The sequence below is a fragment of the Legionella sp. PC997 genome (assembly GCF_014109825.1).
GTDB lineage: Bacteria > Pseudomonadota > Gammaproteobacteria > Legionellales > Legionellaceae > Legionella.
This window is the reverse complement of sequence record NZ_CP059577.1, coordinates 19,092-37,746: the sequence shown is the minus strand read 5'-3', so window position 1 is coordinate 37,746 and position 18,655 is coordinate 19,092. Positions and strand designations below refer to the sequence as shown.

Below are 18,655 nucleotides of genomic sequence, written 5' to 3'. Positions count from 1 at the left end.
GGTCTTTCGAATATCTAATTTTGAATATCTCATTTTATTAATATATTTTAAAATGGGCTATAATTGATTATTCGAAAGTTAAATTGAAATGACATTAGTATAATGAAAATTCAATCTTTTCAATACATCCAAAATCTGGGATGGAGCATTCAGAAATTTCCTGAACTGGACTCCGAAAGTACATTCGTTTTAGTTTTTGCCAGTCCAAACTTTAGAAATAATGCAAAACCAATTGAACAATTAGCCCAAGCTTATAAAAAATCAAAAATCATAGGTTGTTCCACCGCAGGGGAAATTTTGGGGCCTAATATTTTTGATAACAGTATTTCCGTTGCTGTGGTTCAATTTGAATCCACAAAACTACAGCTCGCAAAGGCTGAAGTAAAAAGAACTGAAGATTCTTACGAGGCCGGTGCCCAATTGGCAAAATTATTGCATCAACATCAGAAACCCAAGGGTATTTTTATTTTGTCTGACGGCTTACATGTTAATGGTTCCGAATTAATCAAGGGCTTAAACAAACACTCAGCTAAAGAAGTCATTATTACTGGAGGACTTGCTGGTGACGGTGCTGATTTTAAAAATACCTGGCTTATCTATGAAGGACAAATCGTTGACCACTGCATTGCAGCCATAGGGTTTTATGGCGAGCAAATCCACATAGGATATGGGTCGCAAGGCGGTTGGGATATTTTTGGTCCAGAAAGATTCATTACCCACTCTAAAGGAAATATTCTTTATGAATTAGACCATCAACCGGCATTAAAACTCTATAAAGCTTATCTTGGTGAGAGGGCTTCTGAATTACCGGCTTCTGGTTTGCTTTACCCACTTGCTATCCGTAATTATTTTGATCCAGATTCTCAGTATATTGTACGCACTATTTTGGGTATTGATGAAAACAGCCAATCCTTAGTTTTTGCTGGAGACGTACCTCAAGGATACCATGCTCGATTAATGCGTGCCAATTTTGATAGACTCATTGAAAGTGCGAATGATGCAAGTGAAAGCGCTAATAATCTTCTTTTTGAAAATAGGGACTTAAAAGAAGAGCCCGTTTTGGCAATTGATATTAGTTGTGTTGGCAGAAGACTACTATTAGGTGAGCGCACTGAGGAAGAAACAGAAACTACATTGCAATCAATGCCCAAGGGATCAACTCAAATTGGCTTTTACTCTTATGGTGAATTGTCACCATTGACCGTTGGCAATTGTGAATTACATAACCAAACAATGACCATTACTCTTTTATTAGAGAACCATAGGTAATGGACTATAAAAATATGTATCCAATTCCGCTTTTCAAAGCCATTTTGTTTGCTCACAATCAACGAAAGAGAAATGAGCCGCCTCACTCGCTGACAATAGAGGTAGCTGGCGAATTATTTTGTTTCAACAATAATACAAAAGGTAACATAATCAGAAAACTCCACATGATAAACGCGAATGTATTGATATAAGAGAGCATTAGCGATTGTTTACCTAGCTCATTCAATAATAAGGCAGCGGCTTGTGGATCCGTGGCTTTAAGATGCCAGGGGCGTAGGTATTCCATTAATGCTGGATTGTAGGGTTGAATTGAGCCTGCGATTTGATTCCAGGCCATTTGAGTGTGGCGACTTAAGAAGGTGATAGTAATGGAAATCCCTACAGAAGAGCCTATGGTACGTAATAGGCTGTACAGTCCAGCCGCTTCGGCACGAGAAGAAACCGGTAAGGTTGAAAATGCTACAGAGGATAATGGAACGAAAATCAAGCCCAATCCAAATCCTTGGAGTATTAATGGCCAAATGAGCCAGGCTAGACTAACCTCTTGGGAGTAATGAGTCGTGATATAAATCCCGGAAGCACTGAGTAACACTCCTATCGAAATTAACCAGCGAGGTTGAACTTGATTAATTAATTTACCAACAATCATCATGCTGAACATACTGGCAATCCCGCGGGGCGCCATGATTAATCCTGCGATTAAAACGGGATAATTCAGTAAACCTTGTAGCATTTGGGGTTGGATAACCATTGTTCCATACATACCCAATCCCAAGATGGCCAGTAATAGACTGGAAAGAACAAAATTACGATCTTGAAAAATAGAAAGGTCAAAGAGGGCATTGGATTTGTTTTTGATGCTGTACGCTATGAATCCACATAAACTGATGAGACCTAAAAATGTGGCAGTGCGAATATCCAAGGCGGCAAACCAATCCATTTGATTGCCGCGATCAAGAACATATTGAATGGAGCCTACTGCCAACGCAATGAGTATCATGCCAATCCAATCCATCTTGCGTTCCTTTTTAAGAGTATCCGGAACAAAATGGAATACCATCAGTGTTGCCGCAATCCCAAATGGAATATTGACATAAAATGTCCATCGCCAACTGGCAATGTCAGTAAGATACCCACCCAGCGACGGACCTAAGATAGGGCCTACCATGACGCCCATACCCCAAATGGCCATGGCTTTACCGCGTTCATTATCTGGAAAAATGTCAGTCAAAATGGCTTGGGATAAAGGAACCAACCCAGCACCAAAAATGCCTTGAAGCAATCTAAATACCACCATTTGTACGATAGAGGTTGCTGCACCACACAAAGCGGAGGTAAGGGTAAACCCTATAATTGATAAAAGAAGGTAGGCTTTTCGGCCAAACCTATCTGTAAAATAACCGGTTAAAGGCATGAAAATGGCAGAAGCTACTAAATAACTGGTTAAGGTCCAGGTTATTTCATCGGGGCTTGCGCCTAATGAACCCTGCATATGAGGCAGTGCGACATTAACTATGGTCGTGTCCAATACTTGCATCAGGGTAGCTGCCATGATGGCTACGGTAATTATCCAGCGTTGTGAGGCGGATAAAGAGTCCGAAGGATTATTCATGAGGTTTTACTCACTTGCTTGGACTGTAAATCGATGGATACCTTGGCTGAAGTGCCCAGGCGCAAAGGATATTGGGAGTCCGGTTTGATGATTTGCACGCGGACAGGGACGCGTTGTGTTACTTTGACCCAGTTTCCAGTGGCATTTTGTGGTGGCATTAATGAAAACGCCGTGCCGCTTCCACCGCTAATGCTGTTGACCACCCCAATGAATTGTTTATGGGGATACATGTCGATTTTAATGGTTGCTCGTTGATTTGGTTGGATGTGTTCCAGTTCTGTTTCTTTAAAATTAGCATCCACCCAAAAGGTGGTGTCATCAATCATCGCAAACAGGGGCTGGTTTTCTGAAACGACATTGCCCACCCTGAGAGACAGGTTGCTCACCCAACCACTTGTTGGAGCGAGCACACGGGCATAGGATAGTCTCAATTTGGCTTCTTTGAGTTTGGCTTCTGAAAGTCTCAAAGCTGCTTTGGCGCTTTTAAGTTTTGCTTTAACATCATCTCCGGCTTGACGAGACATCACTTCGCTTTTGACTAACTCTCGGGTTCGAATGGAAGTGGCTTCGGCATGTTGCAGATTGGTCTTATCAATGAGATATTGGGCCTCAGCTTGTTCCACTGCGACTTCAAAAGGCGTGCGGTCTAACTCAAACAGCAGTTGCCCTTTTTCAACAAATTGATTGTTCTCCACATAGAGGTGTTTTACCGGGCCGGTTACTCGGGATGCAATTTGGACTACATTTCCATTAATATAGGCATCTTCTGTACTGACATACCGTTGAGCAAGAGTCCAGAAATAAATGCTGGCTAAGGTGATTAATGTGAGACTTAAGACGATTAGAAAACGTTTCCATGAATGCGTTTTATTGCGCCACTTGTGCAGGATTGATTTCTTCAGAAGGGTTGGGTTATTCATAAGATTCCTCGGCGGTTTTCTTAATTTTTTGTAGTGTGGCAATACATGCTTCTAATTCTGCTTCAGATAAAGGAGCAAGTAATTCCTTAGAAAGTTCCTCTGCGGTATTTTGTATCTGGTCAAGAGTCAATGTGGCTTTTTCAGTAAGGCAGATGACTTTGACGCGGCGATCGTAGTCTGCATCTTGTCGAATCACCCATCCTTCTTTAGTGAGGCGATCGATTAAACCGACAATAGTCGGCGCCTCAATGCCTAGCTTTTTAGCAAGTTGGATTTGTGTCAATGGGTATTTCGTCATGGAGAGAAGGAGCAATGCCCGCCATTTTGCCTGGCTAAGGCCTAATGGTTTTAAGCGTTTATCAAGTAAATTTCGCCAAGTGGCTGCGGTTTCATATAATACCATAGGGAACGCGTTCATATTGTATAGCCCGTTGTTAACTAATGATTTGTAACTCATTTCATTTAATTCTAAAATTTTCTCTGACTTAGTTAAAAAAGGAAAAAGTATTTCAATTCATTCACAGAGCGAATGACCCCCATTTTTTGCACATTCCTTATTTTTGCTAGTTCATTAATCCACCTCATTGATTCCTAATAAACAAGGTGCACGAGGTTTAAGGATAGAGCCCTCCACCTAAAGCAAGATACAGTTGAATGGTGTCTTGATACCTTTGTGCTTGAGCATTGACATAGCCCAAACGCGATTGAGCATACAATCGTTCCGCATCAAGCACTTCTAAAACGCCAACCACGCCTGCAGTAAAGCTCAATCTGGCCACACGTAGAGACTCTTTGGCGGTCAGCACCGCTTTTTTCTGTAATGCAAGTTCCTCTGCATCGTGTTTTAAGGCATACAACAGGTCGCTCACTTGATAAAATGCTTTAAGTACTATGTGTTGGTATTGAGCCAAAACCGATTGGTAGGCATGGATGGAGGCTCGGCGTTGTGCACGCAATGTCCCTCCAGAAAAAACAGGAGTTGTTAAATTACTCAAAAGACTCCATGCATTAGGAGAAATACTTGATAGAGCGCTGGGAATTACTCCCTCCTGTAAGAGTGTGGCAGAAAGGGTGATGTTGGGATAAAGACGTGCCGTAGCGATTCCAACATCCGCACTGGCTGCATGCAAACTCGCTTCCGCAGCGAGGATATCCGGCCTTTTATGAGCAAGCGTTGATGGCAGTTCTAATGGCAGTTTTTTAGGCAAAGTAAAGTCTTTTAACTGAAAAACTAAATCCTTCTGTGAACGCGGTGGCAGTGTACCTAAAAGAACATTGAGTGTGTTTTGTGCAACACGAAGTTGTTGATAGAGAGAGGGCAATAAAGTTTCATCATTGGTTAACTGGCTTTGCGCGCTTAAAACATCACTTCGAGAAGACGAACCCACACTAAAGGATTTTTGAATCAGCTGTAGATTTTTCTTGTCATCCTGGATAATGTCCTTAAGTACATCGATGCGTGCTTTTATTGTCGCAAGGGTTAAAGACGTTGTGGCGATGTTACCGGTTAATGTCAAAAATGCGGCATCCAGCTCATGTTGTTGATATAAAGCTAATGCCTTTTGCTTTTCAATGGTGCGACGTGTTCCACCAAAGACATCGAGCGTATAAGAAGCATTAGGACCTATTTGATAATAGGAAAAGGGTTCAATTCGGAGATTAACGGGTCCAAATGTGGCAGGACCATATTGTTGCCTTCCGACGGTCGCATTGAGCCCGGCTTGAGGCCATAACTGGCCTTGGGAGGCCGCAACCAACTCTTTGGCTTGTGCCAAGGATTCTCGCATGGCCGCCAGAGAATAATTATGCTGGATGCCTTGCTCCATCAGGTGATTGAGCGCTGGGGAATGAAATTCTTTCCACCAGGTTCGTGACGTTTTATTCTTCAGTGCTACGTGTTGATTGCCCAATTGATATGTTGATTTAGAGGTGTAGGCTTGGTTTCTTAATGGTGAGGGTCTTACAAAATCAGGCCCAACAGTGCATGAGCATAAAGCCATTGCCCCTGTTAACCCAATCAACTTGTGGTAAGCGGATTTCATATGCTTCTCCATTTCAATCTGGAGGACACAGGGTGGATAGGGATTCTCTTACAATCAAGGGATGTTGCCCCAGCAGGTTTTAAGTACGATTTATTCATGACCTGCCCTACTCTGAGTCGCTTAATTGACGTCTCAAAGAGGGTAGGATGCTGCGTAAGGAGCAATGGATTTTTTACCCTTAAGAAGGGGAATAGCCAGGCTCGATGGGCCTGACCAAAATTCAACTGTTTTGAGATTGTATCGAGCAAATAGAGCCAACCAAGGCTAATTTCATGCACTAACAGAGTGAAGCGCCTCATTTCCAAAAACCAATTAACAAACTAATAATTAGCATGCTAACATAAATTAAAATCAAGCGATAGAGGATAAGCGCTTAAAATATTATCTCAATTAGTGAATTAGAGCGGATGGCTTCTTCTTTCTCCGCAAAGCTTTATTTATTTGGATTAAGTAAGCTATGATGCAAGGTGGCTGCGATTAGAGAATTTATTCACAAGTTGCAGTGATAGAACAAGAATTAACTCTTTATTTTCTCGAAAAGGCAACACCTAATTCCATTGCTGGAGCAACAAATTGAATATTTTTCTGGCCATAGGGCTCTTTATCATAGGACTTCTATTGGTGATTTGTTTTGCTGAGAAACTGGTGAAAGGAGCCGTGGGAACTTCGGCCAGTTTTGGAGTTTCTACTTTTTTCATCAGCGTTGTTTTTATTGGTTTCGACCCAGAAAACTTAGCCATTGGAGCCGTCGGTGCGTTTAACGAAATGGCAGGCATTGCCTTAGGTTCAATCATCGGTGCCACCATGGTCGCGATTGCACTAGCCTTTGGCATCACCGCATTAATTGCACCGATGACATTTAAGCAAACACCAAAACGTATTCTTATTTTACCTAACCTAGCTATTCTTCTATGGGGGCTATTCGCATTAGATGGGGAACTTTCGAGAATCGATGGCTTGATTTTATTTGTAAGCTTTATCCTTTCAGTCTTTTACCTCTTATGGCTCCATAAAAAAGGGTATGACATCAAGCCATCTCATGAACTTTCTGAAACCATAGACTCGGTCAAAAAAGAAGAACGGTGGAAATCTTTAGGATTACTTCTCTTCTCTCTAGTAGCCATTCTTGTGGGGAGTGAGCTCATCGTTATGGCATCTAAAACCATGATTCGATATTTTGGACTTTCCGGCACCTTTTTCGGAATGATTATTCTTGCTTTTTTAGTCAGTATTGAGGAAATAGCCAGGGAATTGCCTGCAGCACTTAAAGGAAGAGCGGAAATTAGTTTTGGTAATGTGGTCGGTTCAATTTTTGCATTTTTTTTATTTAATGCAGGTATTATTGCCATGATAAAACCCGTGAAGGTCAATCAGCAAACATTAATTTTCTATCTGCCTTTTTGCTTGTTCACCATGGTCATAATCTCTCTTTTTATGTTAACACAGCGGATATCACGATGGATGGGCGGCGTCTTGGTTTTTTTATATCTCATCTTCGCTGTAGGAGGATATTTTCTTTTTTAAATTTCTACTTGATTATTAATCAATGTTATTTGTCATGGGTTATCAGTCAAGAAATGAAGAGGTCATGTTGTCATCGACCCAAATGGTATTGCCATGATTTTTTTTAGCCTTGTAGCAGGCGTCGTCCGCTTTTTTTAGCACGCTATTGATGGATAACGAGTTCTTGGTTAATTGGGTGATGCCCACAGAACAACCAAGTGATGAATGATTAGGGAGTTTTTCTTTGGTAATCCGAGAAGTCGTTTGAATGATTTTCTGTCCGATAGACTTGGCTTTAGTTAAGGGGATGTTTTCAACCAATACCACAAATTCATCGCCACCATAGCGGGCAATGATGTCTTCTTCTCGAAGTTGTTGTTTTAATAATTGACCAAAGCGCTGTAAGATTTGGTCCCCGAAATCATGGCCATATTCATCATTGATTTTCTTAAACCCATCTAAATCAACAAACATGACCGTTAACTGTCCAGTGTTTAATTTGATTTTTCTAAAGCGATTGTCCAAAATTTCCATTAAATAATGACGATTGAAGCATCCGGTGAGTTTATCGTGTTCTGCATTATAACGAATTTTTTCATATTCTAACTTCAAATTATCCATGGTTTTGATTTTTTCAATCGTTTTTGAACTCAAATAACTCATCCAAAACACATAAAAACCCCCTAATAAAAAAAGGGTGGCGTAAAAATAATTCGTAAAAAACTCATTAATCAAAAGGGTGTAGACAATGACAAAAAGAAAACTGCCTATAAAAAAACAAATAAGCACAAGATTGGCTATCCATTGGTAATGATAATACGATGCTTTTTTGATAAGCGGCCAAACCACGATGGCTCCTCCTAAAAGGAAAAAAATCCCTATAATAATCATAATGAGTGTAAAATACATTTGTCTTAAATCATTAAGTGAATTAATTTTAATATAGCAAAAATAACTTAAATCAGTTTTATGCCAAACAACGTGCGGACTTTGGAATGCACCTCATACCGGTACATTAAAAGAGATTATTGAAAATAAGGATGAACATGGCCGTCGGAAGGAAACAAAAATGGTTATGGGGAATTGTTATTGGCGGTTTATGCCTTATGCTAATACCCATTTTTTGGTATTATTATCACCCCAATCCAATGGGAGAAGGTTTTGCCAGTGGTAATGGGCGTATTGAAGCCGTAGAGATTGATATTGCAACCAAAATTCCTGGACGAATAGAAACCATCCTGGTGGATGAAGGTGACTTTGTAAAATCAGGTCAAGTTCTGGCTAAAATGGATACGGAAGTATTAGAAGCACAGCTTAGAGAAGCCAAAGCACAGAATAAAGAAGCCAAGAGCAAAGTCATTAGTGCCAAAAATCAGGTCATTCAACGAAAAAGTGAAAAAGAAGCCGCATTAGCTACCGTTGCTCAACGCGAAGCAGAGCTCGATTTGGCGCAAAAACGCCTTTCCCGTACTGAAAAATTGGTCACTAAAGGGGCTGCGTCACTGGATAGTCTTGATGAGGCCCGTGCTCATTTCTATAGCGCACAAGCCACTCTCCATGCTGCCAAAGCGCATGTTGCTTCCGCTGATGCATCGATTGCAACTGCTGAGGCAGAAGTTGTCGCCGTAGAGTCCTCTGTCGATGCGACCCAAGCGACCATCGAGCGTATATCAGCAGATATCAACGACAGCACTTTAATCGCTCCCTGTGATGGACGTATCCAGTTTCGGGTTGCGCAACCAGGAGAAGTGCTCAGCGCAGGAGGCAGAGTATTGAACATGGTTGACTTAAGTGATGTGTATATGGTTTTTTTTCTTCCAACAGAGCAAGCAGGTAAAGTACAAATCGGCGCACCAGTTCATTTAATTCTTGATGCGGCACCCAACTATGTGATACCGGCTAAGGTGACTTTTGTCGCCAGTGTGGCGCAATTCACACCTAAAGCCGTAGAAACGGCCAGTGAACGAGAAAAACTGATGTTCCGTGTTAAAGCCCGTATTGCACCTGAATTGCTGAAAAAATATATCGCCTTAGTCAAGACAGGGCTGCCAGGGATGGCTTATGTTCAATTAGATCCCAAAAGCAAATGGCCCGCGGCGTTGGAAGTTAAAATAAATGTCAAATAACAAGGCCTCCAATAATGGGGTTGAAAAACCGGTTTGTGAAATCAATAACCTGAGTTTGTGGTATGGTAAAACTTGTGCCCTGGATAACATTACTCTTAAACTGCCTTCTGGTTGTATTGTTGGCTTCATTGGGCCAGATGGTGTTGGAAAATCCAGTCTGTTTTCACTCATTGCTGGAGCCCGCGTCATTCAACGCGGACAAATTTTTGTTCTTGGTGGCAATATGGCGAGTAGCTCTCATCGTGAAGCCCTCTGCACGCGCATTGCTTATATGCCTCAAGGCTTGGGGAAAAATCTGTATCCTACCCTTTCAGTATTTGAAAACATCGATTTCTTTGGGAGTCTTTTTGGCCATAGCCGTGAAGTGCGACAATACTACATTACCCGTTTGTTGGATAGAACAGGGTTATTCCCTTTTCGAGACAGGCCAGCAGGTAAGCTGTCTGGAGGGATGAAGCAGAAACTTGGATTATGTTGTGCTCTGATTCACACTCCCGATCTGTTAATTCTGGATGAGCCTACGACAGGAGTGGATCCCCTTTCAAGGCGTCAATTCTGGGAGCTCATTGAGACGTTGCGTGCTGAAATGCCGAAAATGAGTGTTCTGGTGGCCACTGCATACATGGAGGAAGCGGCGTGTTTTGATTGGCTGGTTGCAATGAATGCTGGAAAAGTCTTGGCTTCAGGGACTATGAGTGACCTGTTGAGGCAAAGTCGTACTCATTCTCTGGAAGAAGCGTTTGTTGCCCTCTTACCCGAGCAGCAGCGACAAATGCACCCCATGGTAATAGAACCCCGCTCATCCACTCAAAAATCGGAAGTAGCTATTGAAGCAACCGGTTTGACCAAACGCTTTGGTGATTTTGTCGCAGTAGACCACGTCAATTTTTGTATAGAGCGTGGCGAAATTTTTGGGTTTCTTGGCTCGAATGGTTGTGGCAAAACAACGGTTATGAAAATATTAACCGGTCTGCTTCCTGCCAGCGAGGGTCAAGCTTCGCTATTTGGACAATCTGTTGATTCAAACGATCTGATGATACGTCAACGCATTGGCTATATGTCCCAATCTTTTTCGCTGTACACGGAATTAACGGTTCATCAAAATCTCATGTTGCATGCCAAATTGTTTCGTTTGCCCGCCCATAGCATTCCCAAACGCATCAAACAATTGCTCGAAAAATTCTCTTTGTCTGACTATGAAAATGAACGGCCTGACTCATTACCACTAGGTCTTCGTCAAAGGCTTTCTCTTGCTGTAGCCATTATCCATCAACCCGATATACTCATTCTTGATGAACCGACTTCTGGTGTTGATCCGGTTGCTCGCGATATATTTTGGCAATTAATGCTTGATTTATCCCGACAGGATAAAGTAACCATTTTTATTTCTACCCATTTCATGAATGAGGCAGAACGTTGCGATCGCATTTCGCTGATGCATGCCGGTAAAGTATTGGTTAGTGAAAATCCAGTCAAACTCATCCAACAAAGACAAGCCTCTTCGCTAGAAGAAGCCTTTATCAGCTATCTAGAAGAGGCCATGAAGAAGAAGGAGGTGAATCCTTCAGGGCAACATCCTGCAAAACCAATCATGAGCTCTTTATCTGAACACCCCAAAATCATTCCTGCAAAAAAATATTTCAACATCAGACGCATGTTCAGCTACAGCCGTCGTGAAGCGCTCGAACTGATACGCGATCCAATTCGTGCAACTCTTGCGCTTTTGGGAAGCATTCTACTGATGATCATTATGAGTTATGGAGTTACTCTGGATATCGAACAGTTAACCTTTGCAGTTCTTGATCGGGATCAAACGAATGCCAGCCACGCTTATGTTCTTAATATAGCCAGCTCGCACTATTTTAAAGAACTCCCTCCCATCTTGGATTATAAAGAAATGGATCAACGTATGCGAAGCGGAAAATTAAGCTTGGCATTGGAAATCCCAAGTGGGTTTGCCCGTGACATCAATAAAGAGACTCCCGTACAAGTTGGGGCATGGATTGATGGAGCAATGCCTACCCGTGCAGAAACCATTCAGAGTTATGTGTATGGAATGCATCAGCATTGGTTAGTGAATAGTTGGCCTTATTTGACTCATCAAAAATCGGAGGAGTTCTTCAATATTGAGCCTCGTTTTCGTTATAACCCGGATGTGAAAAGTTTACCTGCCATGGTTCCAGCCGTCATTCCTATCCTATTGATGTTAATCCCGGCGATGTTGATGGCACTTTCTGTGGTGCGAGAAAAAGAGCTGGGATCCATCGTTAATTTATACGTGACGCCCATTACTAAACTTGAGTTTCTTTTGGGAAAATTGATACCTTATGTGATTTTGGCCGTATTTAATTTTCTATTGCTAATCGCCTTGTCCATTTATTTATTTGATGTACCGATCAAAGGAAGTTTTTCCATCCTTTTCTTTAGTGCTTTAATCTACGTTACTCTTTCCACTTCGATGGGATTTCTAATCTCCACTTTTATGAAAAGCCAAGTGGCGGCATTGTTTGGAACTGCAATACTGACGCTTCTTCCAGCCACCCAGTTTTCTGGCATGATAGAGCCGGTATCCTCTTTGGAAGGATTGGGAGCAATGATAGGCCAAATCTATCCGGTAACGCATTTTCTTACGATTTCGCGAGGTACTTTTTCCAAGGCACTGAGTTTTCAAGATTTGCTCCATCCTTTTTTATATTTACTCATCACCTTGCCGGTATTGCTTGGGTGTTGTCTTTTATTTTTAAAAAAACAGGAGCGCTAAGTGACAATAAGTAATATTGTGCAACTTGGGTTTAAGGAATATCGAAGTTTGCTTCGTGACCCAATTATGATAGCACTGATCGTCTTTGCATTTACTGTACAAATCTATACAACAGCCACAGCCATGCCCGAAATGCTGCACAAAGCACCGATTGTCATTGTTGATCTCGATCAATCCGCTGTTTCACAACGTATCAGGGATGCTTTTTATCCCCCACAATTTATAAAATACGTGACCACCTCACAAGCAAAGATGGATTCGGGCATGGATGAAGGCTTATATACCTTTGGTTTAAATATCCCGCCTGATTTTCAACGGAATCTTTTGTCCGGGCGAAAGCCAACCCTTCAACTGAATATTGATGCTACACGCATGAGTCAGGCGTTCACAGGAACAGCCTACATTCAAACTATTATTGAGAGGGAGATCAATGAATTTGTCGAACATTATCGTTCTGTGGAAACTCCGCCTGTTGATCTTGCAGTCCGCGTTCGATTTAACCCGACATTAACTAAGATCTGGTTTGGTGCCTTAATGGAGTTGATTAATAATGTAACGATGTTATCCATTGTGCTAACGGGTGCCGCATTACTTCGGGAGCGCGAACATGGAACAATTGAACATTTATTAGTGATGCCAGTCACGCCATTTGAAATCATGGCCAGCAAAATTTGGGCAATGGCTTCCATTGTACTCATCGTTTGTGCTGTTTCGCTTATTACAGTGGTACAAGGGTTACTCTCTGCCCCCATTGAGGGTTCAATTCTTCTGTTTTTGCTTGGTGCGGCAATCAATTTGTTCGCTACAACGTCAATAGGTATTTTTATGGGAACCATCACCCGCTCCATGCCTCAATTTGGTATCTTATTGATTCTGGTACTTCTCCCGCTAGAAATGCTTTCAGGTGGATTGACCCCTCGTGAGAGCATGCCTGAATTTGTCCAGACCATGATGCTGGTTGCGCCTAACACTCACTTTGTGATGCTTGCTCAATCGATTTTATTTAGAGGGGCAGGGTTTGGTATCGTGTGGCCGCAATTTCTGACGCTTGCAATAATAGGCTCTATTTTTTTCATGACCACATTAATGTATTTTCGCAAAAGGATTGTCCTTCTTTCTACATGAAATAACATTGCATTTTTTCCAATAAAAATTTGGGTTAATGCCATGTCCTAAGGACAATCCGCGCTTGCGCGCCATGGTTATTGGTCCATGATTGCCTTCTTTGAAATAACAATCAATGAAATTTGATAATTCGATTTTTTACATCTCCTGACATACAGCTGTATCAATACTACCTGTTCCGATGGTAACTAAAGCAACTTACTCGTCCATTTCTTCCTACTTGATTATTTCAAATGATAAAAAATAGATTTATTCACCACAAGGCTTGAATATTTTCATGTCTATTGGCCAATTAGAAACCCTGAGACAAACACCTGCTAACCAAATCAAATATAATGTTACAGGCGAAACTCGACTTGAAGCTAACCAAAGATTCCCTCAAGAATTACAAAGAAACGGGTATAATGTTGAGTTAATATCACTACCAAGTGGGCATAATGAATTATCAACAATTCATGTTATAACTAACCAGGCACTTCCATTTGTTTGCGCTGATAAACCATACAATAAAGATGAGCAAAGTCAGTTGTCATCGGTTACACTGCAACCATCAGAGGAAGAATTATTAGCAGCACGTGAAAGAATGCAAAATTTTAAAACAACAATGCGACATAACGCTCTTGATCTTACTGCAAATCAGGAGGAAATGAAAAAAGATGATAGTTCTACCCCATTGACAATCACACCAAAGCCACCATGGGAGCAGTAATAGTTTACTCTAATTTTTATCTTAAAAACCATTTCTATGGCAAAAGGCTACAACCCATACACGGCAAGGGTTATGGGTCTCTATAAAAATGAAGTGACCCATTTTGCACACGTATCCTGACTTACCCCATACTGCATTCTCAATCAATCTGCGAGCTCTTGACTGGTTTGTTAAACCGCCGATTCCTTGACGAATATCTGATTAAACAAATAGGACAAGCAAAACGTATCAAAACATCTCAACGAGCACCCCAACTAGGCTATAATTTATAATAAGATTTTGCTTAAAAGAAGGTCTTTCAAGATGAAATTGTGAAATGGATTTATTGAGCAATATCTTGAATGGAGAATGAGATATGAATCAACAATATACCGCACGAATTTATTCCAATGAGAAAATAATACAATATAAGTCTGGCGATGATATTGAGAAATTATATATTTGGATGTTAGCCGAAGTTAGTGATACACCCGGCGACATTAGAGGCGAAATAATTGACAATGCGACGACAAAGGTAGTTCGACATTTTAAAAAAGCACCCGTAGAATAATGAACAAATGCCTATAGTCGCCTCAAAATACGCCACATTTGATCTTTCCTCGAAAAAACAGGACACCAACATTATGCAACCAACCCAAAGTCATTCGGGGTCTGAAACCCTAAAGTTGAATGGATGCGCTGACGATTGTAAAACACTTCAATGTAATCGAATAGAGCTAATCGAGCATCCTTTCTAGTTTTATATTGTTCCCCATAAATCATTTCGACTTTCAAAGTATGATAGAAACTTTCCATAACTGCATTGTCATAACAGTTACCCGAGCCACTCATGGAGCAAATAAAATCATGTTCTTTGAGAAGCGATTGATAAGCATTACTGCAATATTGAGATCCTATATCAGAATGATGAATAACGCCATTAGGTGGGTTATTGCGGTGAATCGCCATGATAAGAGCATCTTCAATAAGGCTTGTAACCAACCGAGTTCCCATGCTCCAACCGACAATCTGTCGATTGAATAAATCTATGCTAGATAAAGCCAGCCCTCATCAGTTTGAATGTAGGTTATATCAGACGCCCAAACGGTGTTAATAGCAACAGGATTAAATGGTCTTCCCAAGATATTTTCGGCCACATGCTTTGAGTGGCGACTATCTGTTGTCACTTTAAAACGCCTTGCCGCTTTAGGTTTGAGTTCTTCCTGCTGCATTAAGCGTTTGATCCTCGCTTTCCCATGATATTTACCCAACTTACGCAATGCCTGTTGTAATCGCTACTGGATACGCCTAATGCCTAACAAAGCTTTTGTACACGATGAAAAGCCGATTGTTCTTTTATTACCGCATATTTCGCTGGCCTTCCTTGGCGAAAAACGCTGCCGCCTTTTTTAAGATTTCTCGCTCTTCTTCCAGCTCCGCTACACGCGCTTTCAATCGCTTTAATTCTAAGTCTTTTTCATTTAATTGAGATTGATTTGGGAATACTTTCTCTTGTTTGAGAAGGTATTGTTTGCGCCAGTTATATAGGTTATTTTCTGCTACAACAAGCTCTCTGGCTACTTGTCTTAAGGGCTTATTACTTGATTCCAGTAGTTCAATAGCTTTAATTTTGAACTCTTTTGTATAAACTTGTCTTACCATGATTACTCCTTGTTGATGAGATTATATCTCTTAAACAAGGTGTCCGGCTATTCGAGAGAAGATCACTTTCACTCTTAGTGATCATAACATTCACTCAGAAGTACAAGCATATTAAAAATAAATCAGGGGCTTCTAAAATATCAATATGATGTGGGAAGTTATTTAGAAGTCCTTAAAAATAAGTTCATAAAATAATTTAAATTTTTTAATATTATTTGTATATCGTATTAGATATCACATGGAAAATAAAAAGAACTTATTGGCCTTCGCATAATTAATTCTGCAACAGTTAATAAATAAAAATCTCTCAAATACATCAATAAATATAAGAAAAGTAAGGTAATTGAGTTTCTTGTTCTTTTCTGATGATGTTTTCTTTGAGATTTGTTGATTTCTAGATCAATAAGGAAGAAAGGATAATTTCTCTTTATAAGGAAATTCTTATGAGCAATACAAATCATGCAATCATTGAACGCATTGGCAATGAAAAAAAATAAATGTCAATTTTCTAAATAAAAACCAAGACGTCGATGAAAAAAGCAAATATATGTATACTGCACTGGAAGAAGAGGAGTATGATGTAATCCGCTCAAGGTGTTGCCCTGTTAGCTACAGGGCCAATAGACTACGCTTTTTCTACTTTGATATCACGAGTACTTTTTTTAGCCTCTTCTTTTTTCGGCAACTCAATGCAAAGTGTTCCTTTTTTAAAAGTTGCCTTAGCCTTATCAACATCTATTGTTGAAGGCAATGAAATAGAACGCTCATACTTCCCATAGCTAATTTCTCGAGAAAGATATTTTTTGTCTTCATTCTTTTTAGAAGTCGACTTTTCACCAGAAATGGTCAATATATTATCCGCTAAAGAAACCTTGATATCTTTTTCATCCATACCGGGCATCTCAAGCTCAATACTGTAATGATCTTTATCTTCCACAACATCCATTGATGGGGCAAGATTTAGATTATCAAATTCCCAATTGAATCGAGAGGGCGAAAAAAAATCATTAAAATCATGAAATACACGATCTATTTCATTTTGAAGTCTTAAGAACGGATTATGTGTATGCTCAATGGCAATCGGGGTTTCTTTTTTCCATTTTATTAATTTACTCATCGTTTCACTCCTTAAATTGATACGTTTGTCATTTCTGACTGATTATAAAGTTGGACTCACAACCTCATTTTGTCAAGTCAATTACATTACAAAACAATCATCTGCAAAATCGATATGTGGCGTTACAACGCTTAAAATCTCAATCCCTTAGAGTATTGAAGATGTCGAAAGTGATTTTTTAAATGTCACAATTAAATTTGAATCTTTCACTTTTGAGCTCATAGAATTGGGATCATAGCCCTGTGGTAATTGGAATGTTTGACTGTAATTACTCTGAGAATAGCTTACACTTTTACTATTATCCTGTTCACGAGTGATTTTTTGCGTTATATTTGAACTAACCACTAATTGTCCCTCTTTAACAGAAACATCAACTTTACTATCCCCACCTTTAGGTAATTTTATTTTATAAACAAGCTCATTTTTACTTTCTTTAATTTCAACATTATTTGTATTACCAAAGAGCATTTGATTGGGTTGTTTTAGAAGGTTAGTGTGCATTTGTGAGAATTGACTCTTCATAAACTGGTCCATAGCCTGTTGCATTTTTTCCATTTGCTTCAAAACATCATAAGGTGATTGAAAAAAGGGATCGTTATCAAATGGATCTAAGGCTAATAAATCTTTACTCTTTTGTACTTGATTATTTTGTTTCGCTTCAAGTGCTATGGCTCCTGCTGACATCATAGTGATAAGAGGAACAGAGATTAAAATAGGAAGTAGTTTCTTTTTCATCTAAATCTCCTTTCAAGATTGGCTTATCAAAAACTCTAGTCACCGTTTTACACAAAGTTTCATAGCTCTAATTTTATTACTTAATAGCCAATATCGGGGCAAATTACGCAGTTTTCAAGGCGCTTCGCTCAGAGCCAAATGCGTTGGCAGGGGTAAAGAAGCATTGGAGTTCTAATCATCATAAGACCGTAAATTATTATTCATCTCTCAGCGCAATAAAATCCTTCTTTAGAATTCATTACAAAATGACATTATAAAACTGTTCATACAAAGGATGCTTTTTAATTGCTTCATTGAACTCATCAGGATCAATAAACCCACATAATCCGATGTTTACGAGCCGTCTTATTTTTTCATGACAACATTAGCTTGTGACTTGCAAACGCCCTATAGAATCATAACCAGTCCAGGTATAAGATGCAAAGTCATCACCAAAGTCTATTTTACATATGGAGCAGCGCCCTTGATTTTTTGCATGGAGTTTATCGATTTGCTTTTGTGGTTTCTTTTGAGTCTTCATTATAGAGCGATTAAGGATAGATAGATGAATGATTATATCAGGATAATTTATTAAGAGGTTGGCCTTTGTAAATGCTTTATGCTGTAAGTAAAAAAGAGTTGGACTGCGAACAAAAGAGAAGCCTGAAGGACTTGTTGCTCAAAGATAACTCCTGGTATCACTATTTCCAGAAGTATAAAGACACGCTACGCCATGAGGTTTTGGAAACAATCTCGAACATTTTAAGTTGCGGGAGCACCTTGCGAGGATTTTCCTGTTATGACTGCCCCAACCCTAAATGCACTCATAGCAAAAAAGTTGCGTTTACCTGCCATAATCGGTTTTGCTCGAAGTGTGGGAAGAAAGCCACCGAGAATTGGATAAGCAAACAAATTCATCTGTTACCCAGTTGTGACTGGCAGCATATTACGTTTACGATGCCACGGGAATTATGGAGGTTTTTCAAAGAAAACTGGATTTTGTTAGGTTGGCTGCTGCCAGTAGCAGCTTCTATTTTGCTGCGGTTAGCGAGTCATAAAGGAGTCTTACCCGGAATGTTTGCAGCGCTTCATAGCTTTGGCTGAGATTTAAAGTTC

Annotated in this window: 19 protein-coding genes; 8 read left to right on the top strand and 11 right to left on the bottom strand. The window is 40.1% G+C overall.

Features of this window, described 5'->3' with window-relative positions; genetic code table 11:
* The first annotated feature begins 102 nt into the window (after positions 1–102).
* Positions 103–1,269 carry an FIST signal transduction protein gene (locus HBNCFIEN_RS16605; RefSeq protein ID WP_014845100.1) on the top strand — a complete coding sequence of 389 codons (1,167 nt, stop codon included), beginning with the start codon at positions 103–105 and terminating at the stop codon, positions 1,267–1,269.
* Between the two features lie 82 nt (positions 1,270–1,351).
* On the opposite strand, the gene HBNCFIEN_RS16600 is transcribed toward HBNCFIEN_RS16605, so the two are convergent.
* The 4 genes from HBNCFIEN_RS16600 to HBNCFIEN_RS16585 all read right to left on the bottom strand — a co-directional run bounded on the left by HBNCFIEN_RS16600 (position 1,352) and on the right by HBNCFIEN_RS16585 (position 5,843).
* Positions 1,352–2,881: a DHA2 family efflux MFS transporter permease subunit gene (locus HBNCFIEN_RS16600; RefSeq protein WP_014845101.1), complete on the bottom strand. Its 1,530-nt coding sequence runs from the start codon at positions 2,879–2,881 to the stop codon at positions 1,352–1,354.
* Positions 2,878–3,801, bottom strand: coding sequence for an HlyD family secretion protein (locus HBNCFIEN_RS16595; protein ID WP_014845102.1), 924 nt, complete (start codon positions 3,799–3,801; stop codon positions 2,878–2,880). The genes HBNCFIEN_RS16600 and HBNCFIEN_RS16595 overlap by 4 nt, the downstream gene beginning before the upstream one ends.
* Positions 3,794–4,258 carry a MarR family winged helix-turn-helix transcriptional regulator gene (locus tag HBNCFIEN_RS16590; protein WP_223499727.1) on the bottom strand — a complete coding sequence of 155 codons (465 nt, stop codon included), beginning with the start codon at positions 4,256–4,258 and terminating at the stop codon, positions 3,794–3,796. Before HBNCFIEN_RS16590 ends, HBNCFIEN_RS16595 begins: the two co-directional genes overlap by 8 nt.
* A 157-nt stretch (positions 4,259–4,415) precedes the next feature.
* Complete coding sequence (locus tag HBNCFIEN_RS16585) at positions 4,416–5,843, bottom strand: efflux transporter outer membrane subunit (RefSeq protein ID WP_014845104.1); 1,428 nt, start codon at positions 5,841–5,843, stop codon at positions 4,416–4,418.
* A gap of 573 nt (positions 5,844–6,416) precedes the next feature.
* On the opposite strand from HBNCFIEN_RS16585, the gene HBNCFIEN_RS16580 reads away from it, so the two are divergent.
* Positions 6,417–7,367, top strand: a complete 951-nt coding sequence (locus tag HBNCFIEN_RS16580; RefSeq protein WP_014845105.1) for a sodium:calcium antiporter — start codon at positions 6,417–6,419, stop codon at positions 7,365–7,367.
* Positions 7,368–7,409: 42 nt separating this feature from the next.
* Here the strand turns inward: HBNCFIEN_RS16580 and HBNCFIEN_RS16575 are convergent, their stop codons facing one another.
* The gene (locus HBNCFIEN_RS16575) at positions 7,410–8,255 is read right to left on the bottom strand and encodes a GGDEF domain-containing protein (RefSeq protein WP_014845106.1); all 846 of its coding nucleotides are present in this window, start codon (positions 8,253–8,255) and stop codon (positions 7,410–7,412) included.
* A gap of 137 nt (positions 8,256–8,392) precedes the next feature.
* Between HBNCFIEN_RS16575 and HBNCFIEN_RS16570 the strand changes: the two genes are divergently transcribed.
* From HBNCFIEN_RS16570 to HBNCFIEN_RS16550, 5 genes are all read left to right on the top strand, one after another.
* Positions 8,393–9,472: an HlyD family secretion protein gene (locus HBNCFIEN_RS16570; RefSeq protein WP_019350448.1), complete on the top strand. Its 1,080-nt coding sequence runs from the start codon at positions 8,393–8,395 to the stop codon at positions 9,470–9,472.
* The gene (gene rbbA / locus HBNCFIEN_RS16565) at positions 9,462–12,233 is read left to right on the top strand and encodes a ribosome-associated ATPase/putative transporter RbbA (RefSeq protein WP_014845108.1); all 2,772 of its coding nucleotides are present in this window, start codon (positions 9,462–9,464) and stop codon (positions 12,231–12,233) included. The genes HBNCFIEN_RS16570 and rbbA overlap by 11 nt, the downstream gene beginning before the upstream one ends.
* On the top strand, positions 12,234–13,358 hold the full coding sequence (locus tag HBNCFIEN_RS16560) for an ABC transporter permease (RefSeq protein ID WP_019350447.1): 1,125 nt from the start codon (positions 12,234–12,236) through the stop codon (positions 13,356–13,358). It begins immediately after the preceding gene.
* 277 nt (positions 13,359–13,635) lie between these two features.
* Entirely contained in the window at positions 13,636–14,067 is a 432-nt protein-coding gene (locus tag HBNCFIEN_RS16555; RefSeq protein WP_014845110.1) for a hypothetical protein, read from the top strand.
* A gap of 355 nt (positions 14,068–14,422) precedes the next feature.
* Positions 14,423–14,617 carry a hypothetical protein gene (locus tag HBNCFIEN_RS16550; RefSeq protein ID WP_014845111.1) on the top strand — a complete coding sequence of 65 codons (195 nt, stop codon included), beginning with the start codon at positions 14,423–14,425 and terminating at the stop codon, positions 14,615–14,617.
* A 71-nt stretch (positions 14,618–14,688) separates the two neighbouring features.
* On the opposite strand, the gene HBNCFIEN_RS16545 is transcribed toward HBNCFIEN_RS16550, so the two are convergent.
* The 6 genes from HBNCFIEN_RS16545 to HBNCFIEN_RS16520 form a co-directional block, all read right to left on the bottom strand.
* Positions 14,689–15,060: an IS3 family transposase gene (locus HBNCFIEN_RS16545; RefSeq protein ID WP_019350446.1), complete on the bottom strand. Its 372-nt coding sequence runs from the start codon at positions 15,058–15,060 to the stop codon at positions 14,689–14,691.
* A 32-nt stretch (positions 15,061–15,092) separates the two neighbouring features.
* The gene (locus HBNCFIEN_RS16540) at positions 15,093–15,278 is read right to left on the bottom strand and encodes an IS3 family transposase (RefSeq protein WP_019350445.1); all 186 of its coding nucleotides are present in this window, start codon (positions 15,276–15,278) and stop codon (positions 15,093–15,095) included.
* A gap of 127 nt (positions 15,279–15,405) precedes the next feature.
* Positions 15,406–15,708: a transposase gene (locus HBNCFIEN_RS16535; protein WP_014845112.1), complete on the bottom strand. Its 303-nt coding sequence runs from the start codon at positions 15,706–15,708 to the stop codon at positions 15,406–15,408.
* Positions 15,709–16,333: 625 nt separating this feature from the next.
* On the bottom strand, positions 16,334–16,825 hold the full coding sequence (locus HBNCFIEN_RS16530; RefSeq protein WP_014845113.1) for an Hsp20/alpha crystallin family protein: 492 nt from the start codon (positions 16,823–16,825) through the stop codon (positions 16,334–16,336).
* 147 nt (positions 16,826–16,972) lie between these two features.
* Entirely contained in the window at positions 16,973–17,560 is a 588-nt protein-coding gene (locus HBNCFIEN_RS16525; RefSeq protein ID WP_014845114.1) for an Hsp20/alpha crystallin family protein, read from the bottom strand.
* Positions 17,561–17,924: 364 nt separating this feature from the next.
* Complete coding sequence (locus tag HBNCFIEN_RS16520) at positions 17,925–18,080, bottom strand: hypothetical protein (RefSeq protein ID WP_154080667.1); 156 nt, start codon at positions 18,078–18,080, stop codon at positions 17,925–17,927.
* Positions 18,081–18,151: 71 nt separating this feature from the next.
* Between HBNCFIEN_RS16520 and HBNCFIEN_RS16515 the strand changes: the two genes are divergently transcribed.
* A complete protein-coding gene (locus HBNCFIEN_RS16515) occupies positions 18,152–18,643 on the top strand; it encodes an IS91 family transposase (RefSeq protein ID WP_051009158.1) in 492 nt (163 codons plus the stop codon).
* Positions 18,644–18,655: the final 12 nt, after the last annotated feature.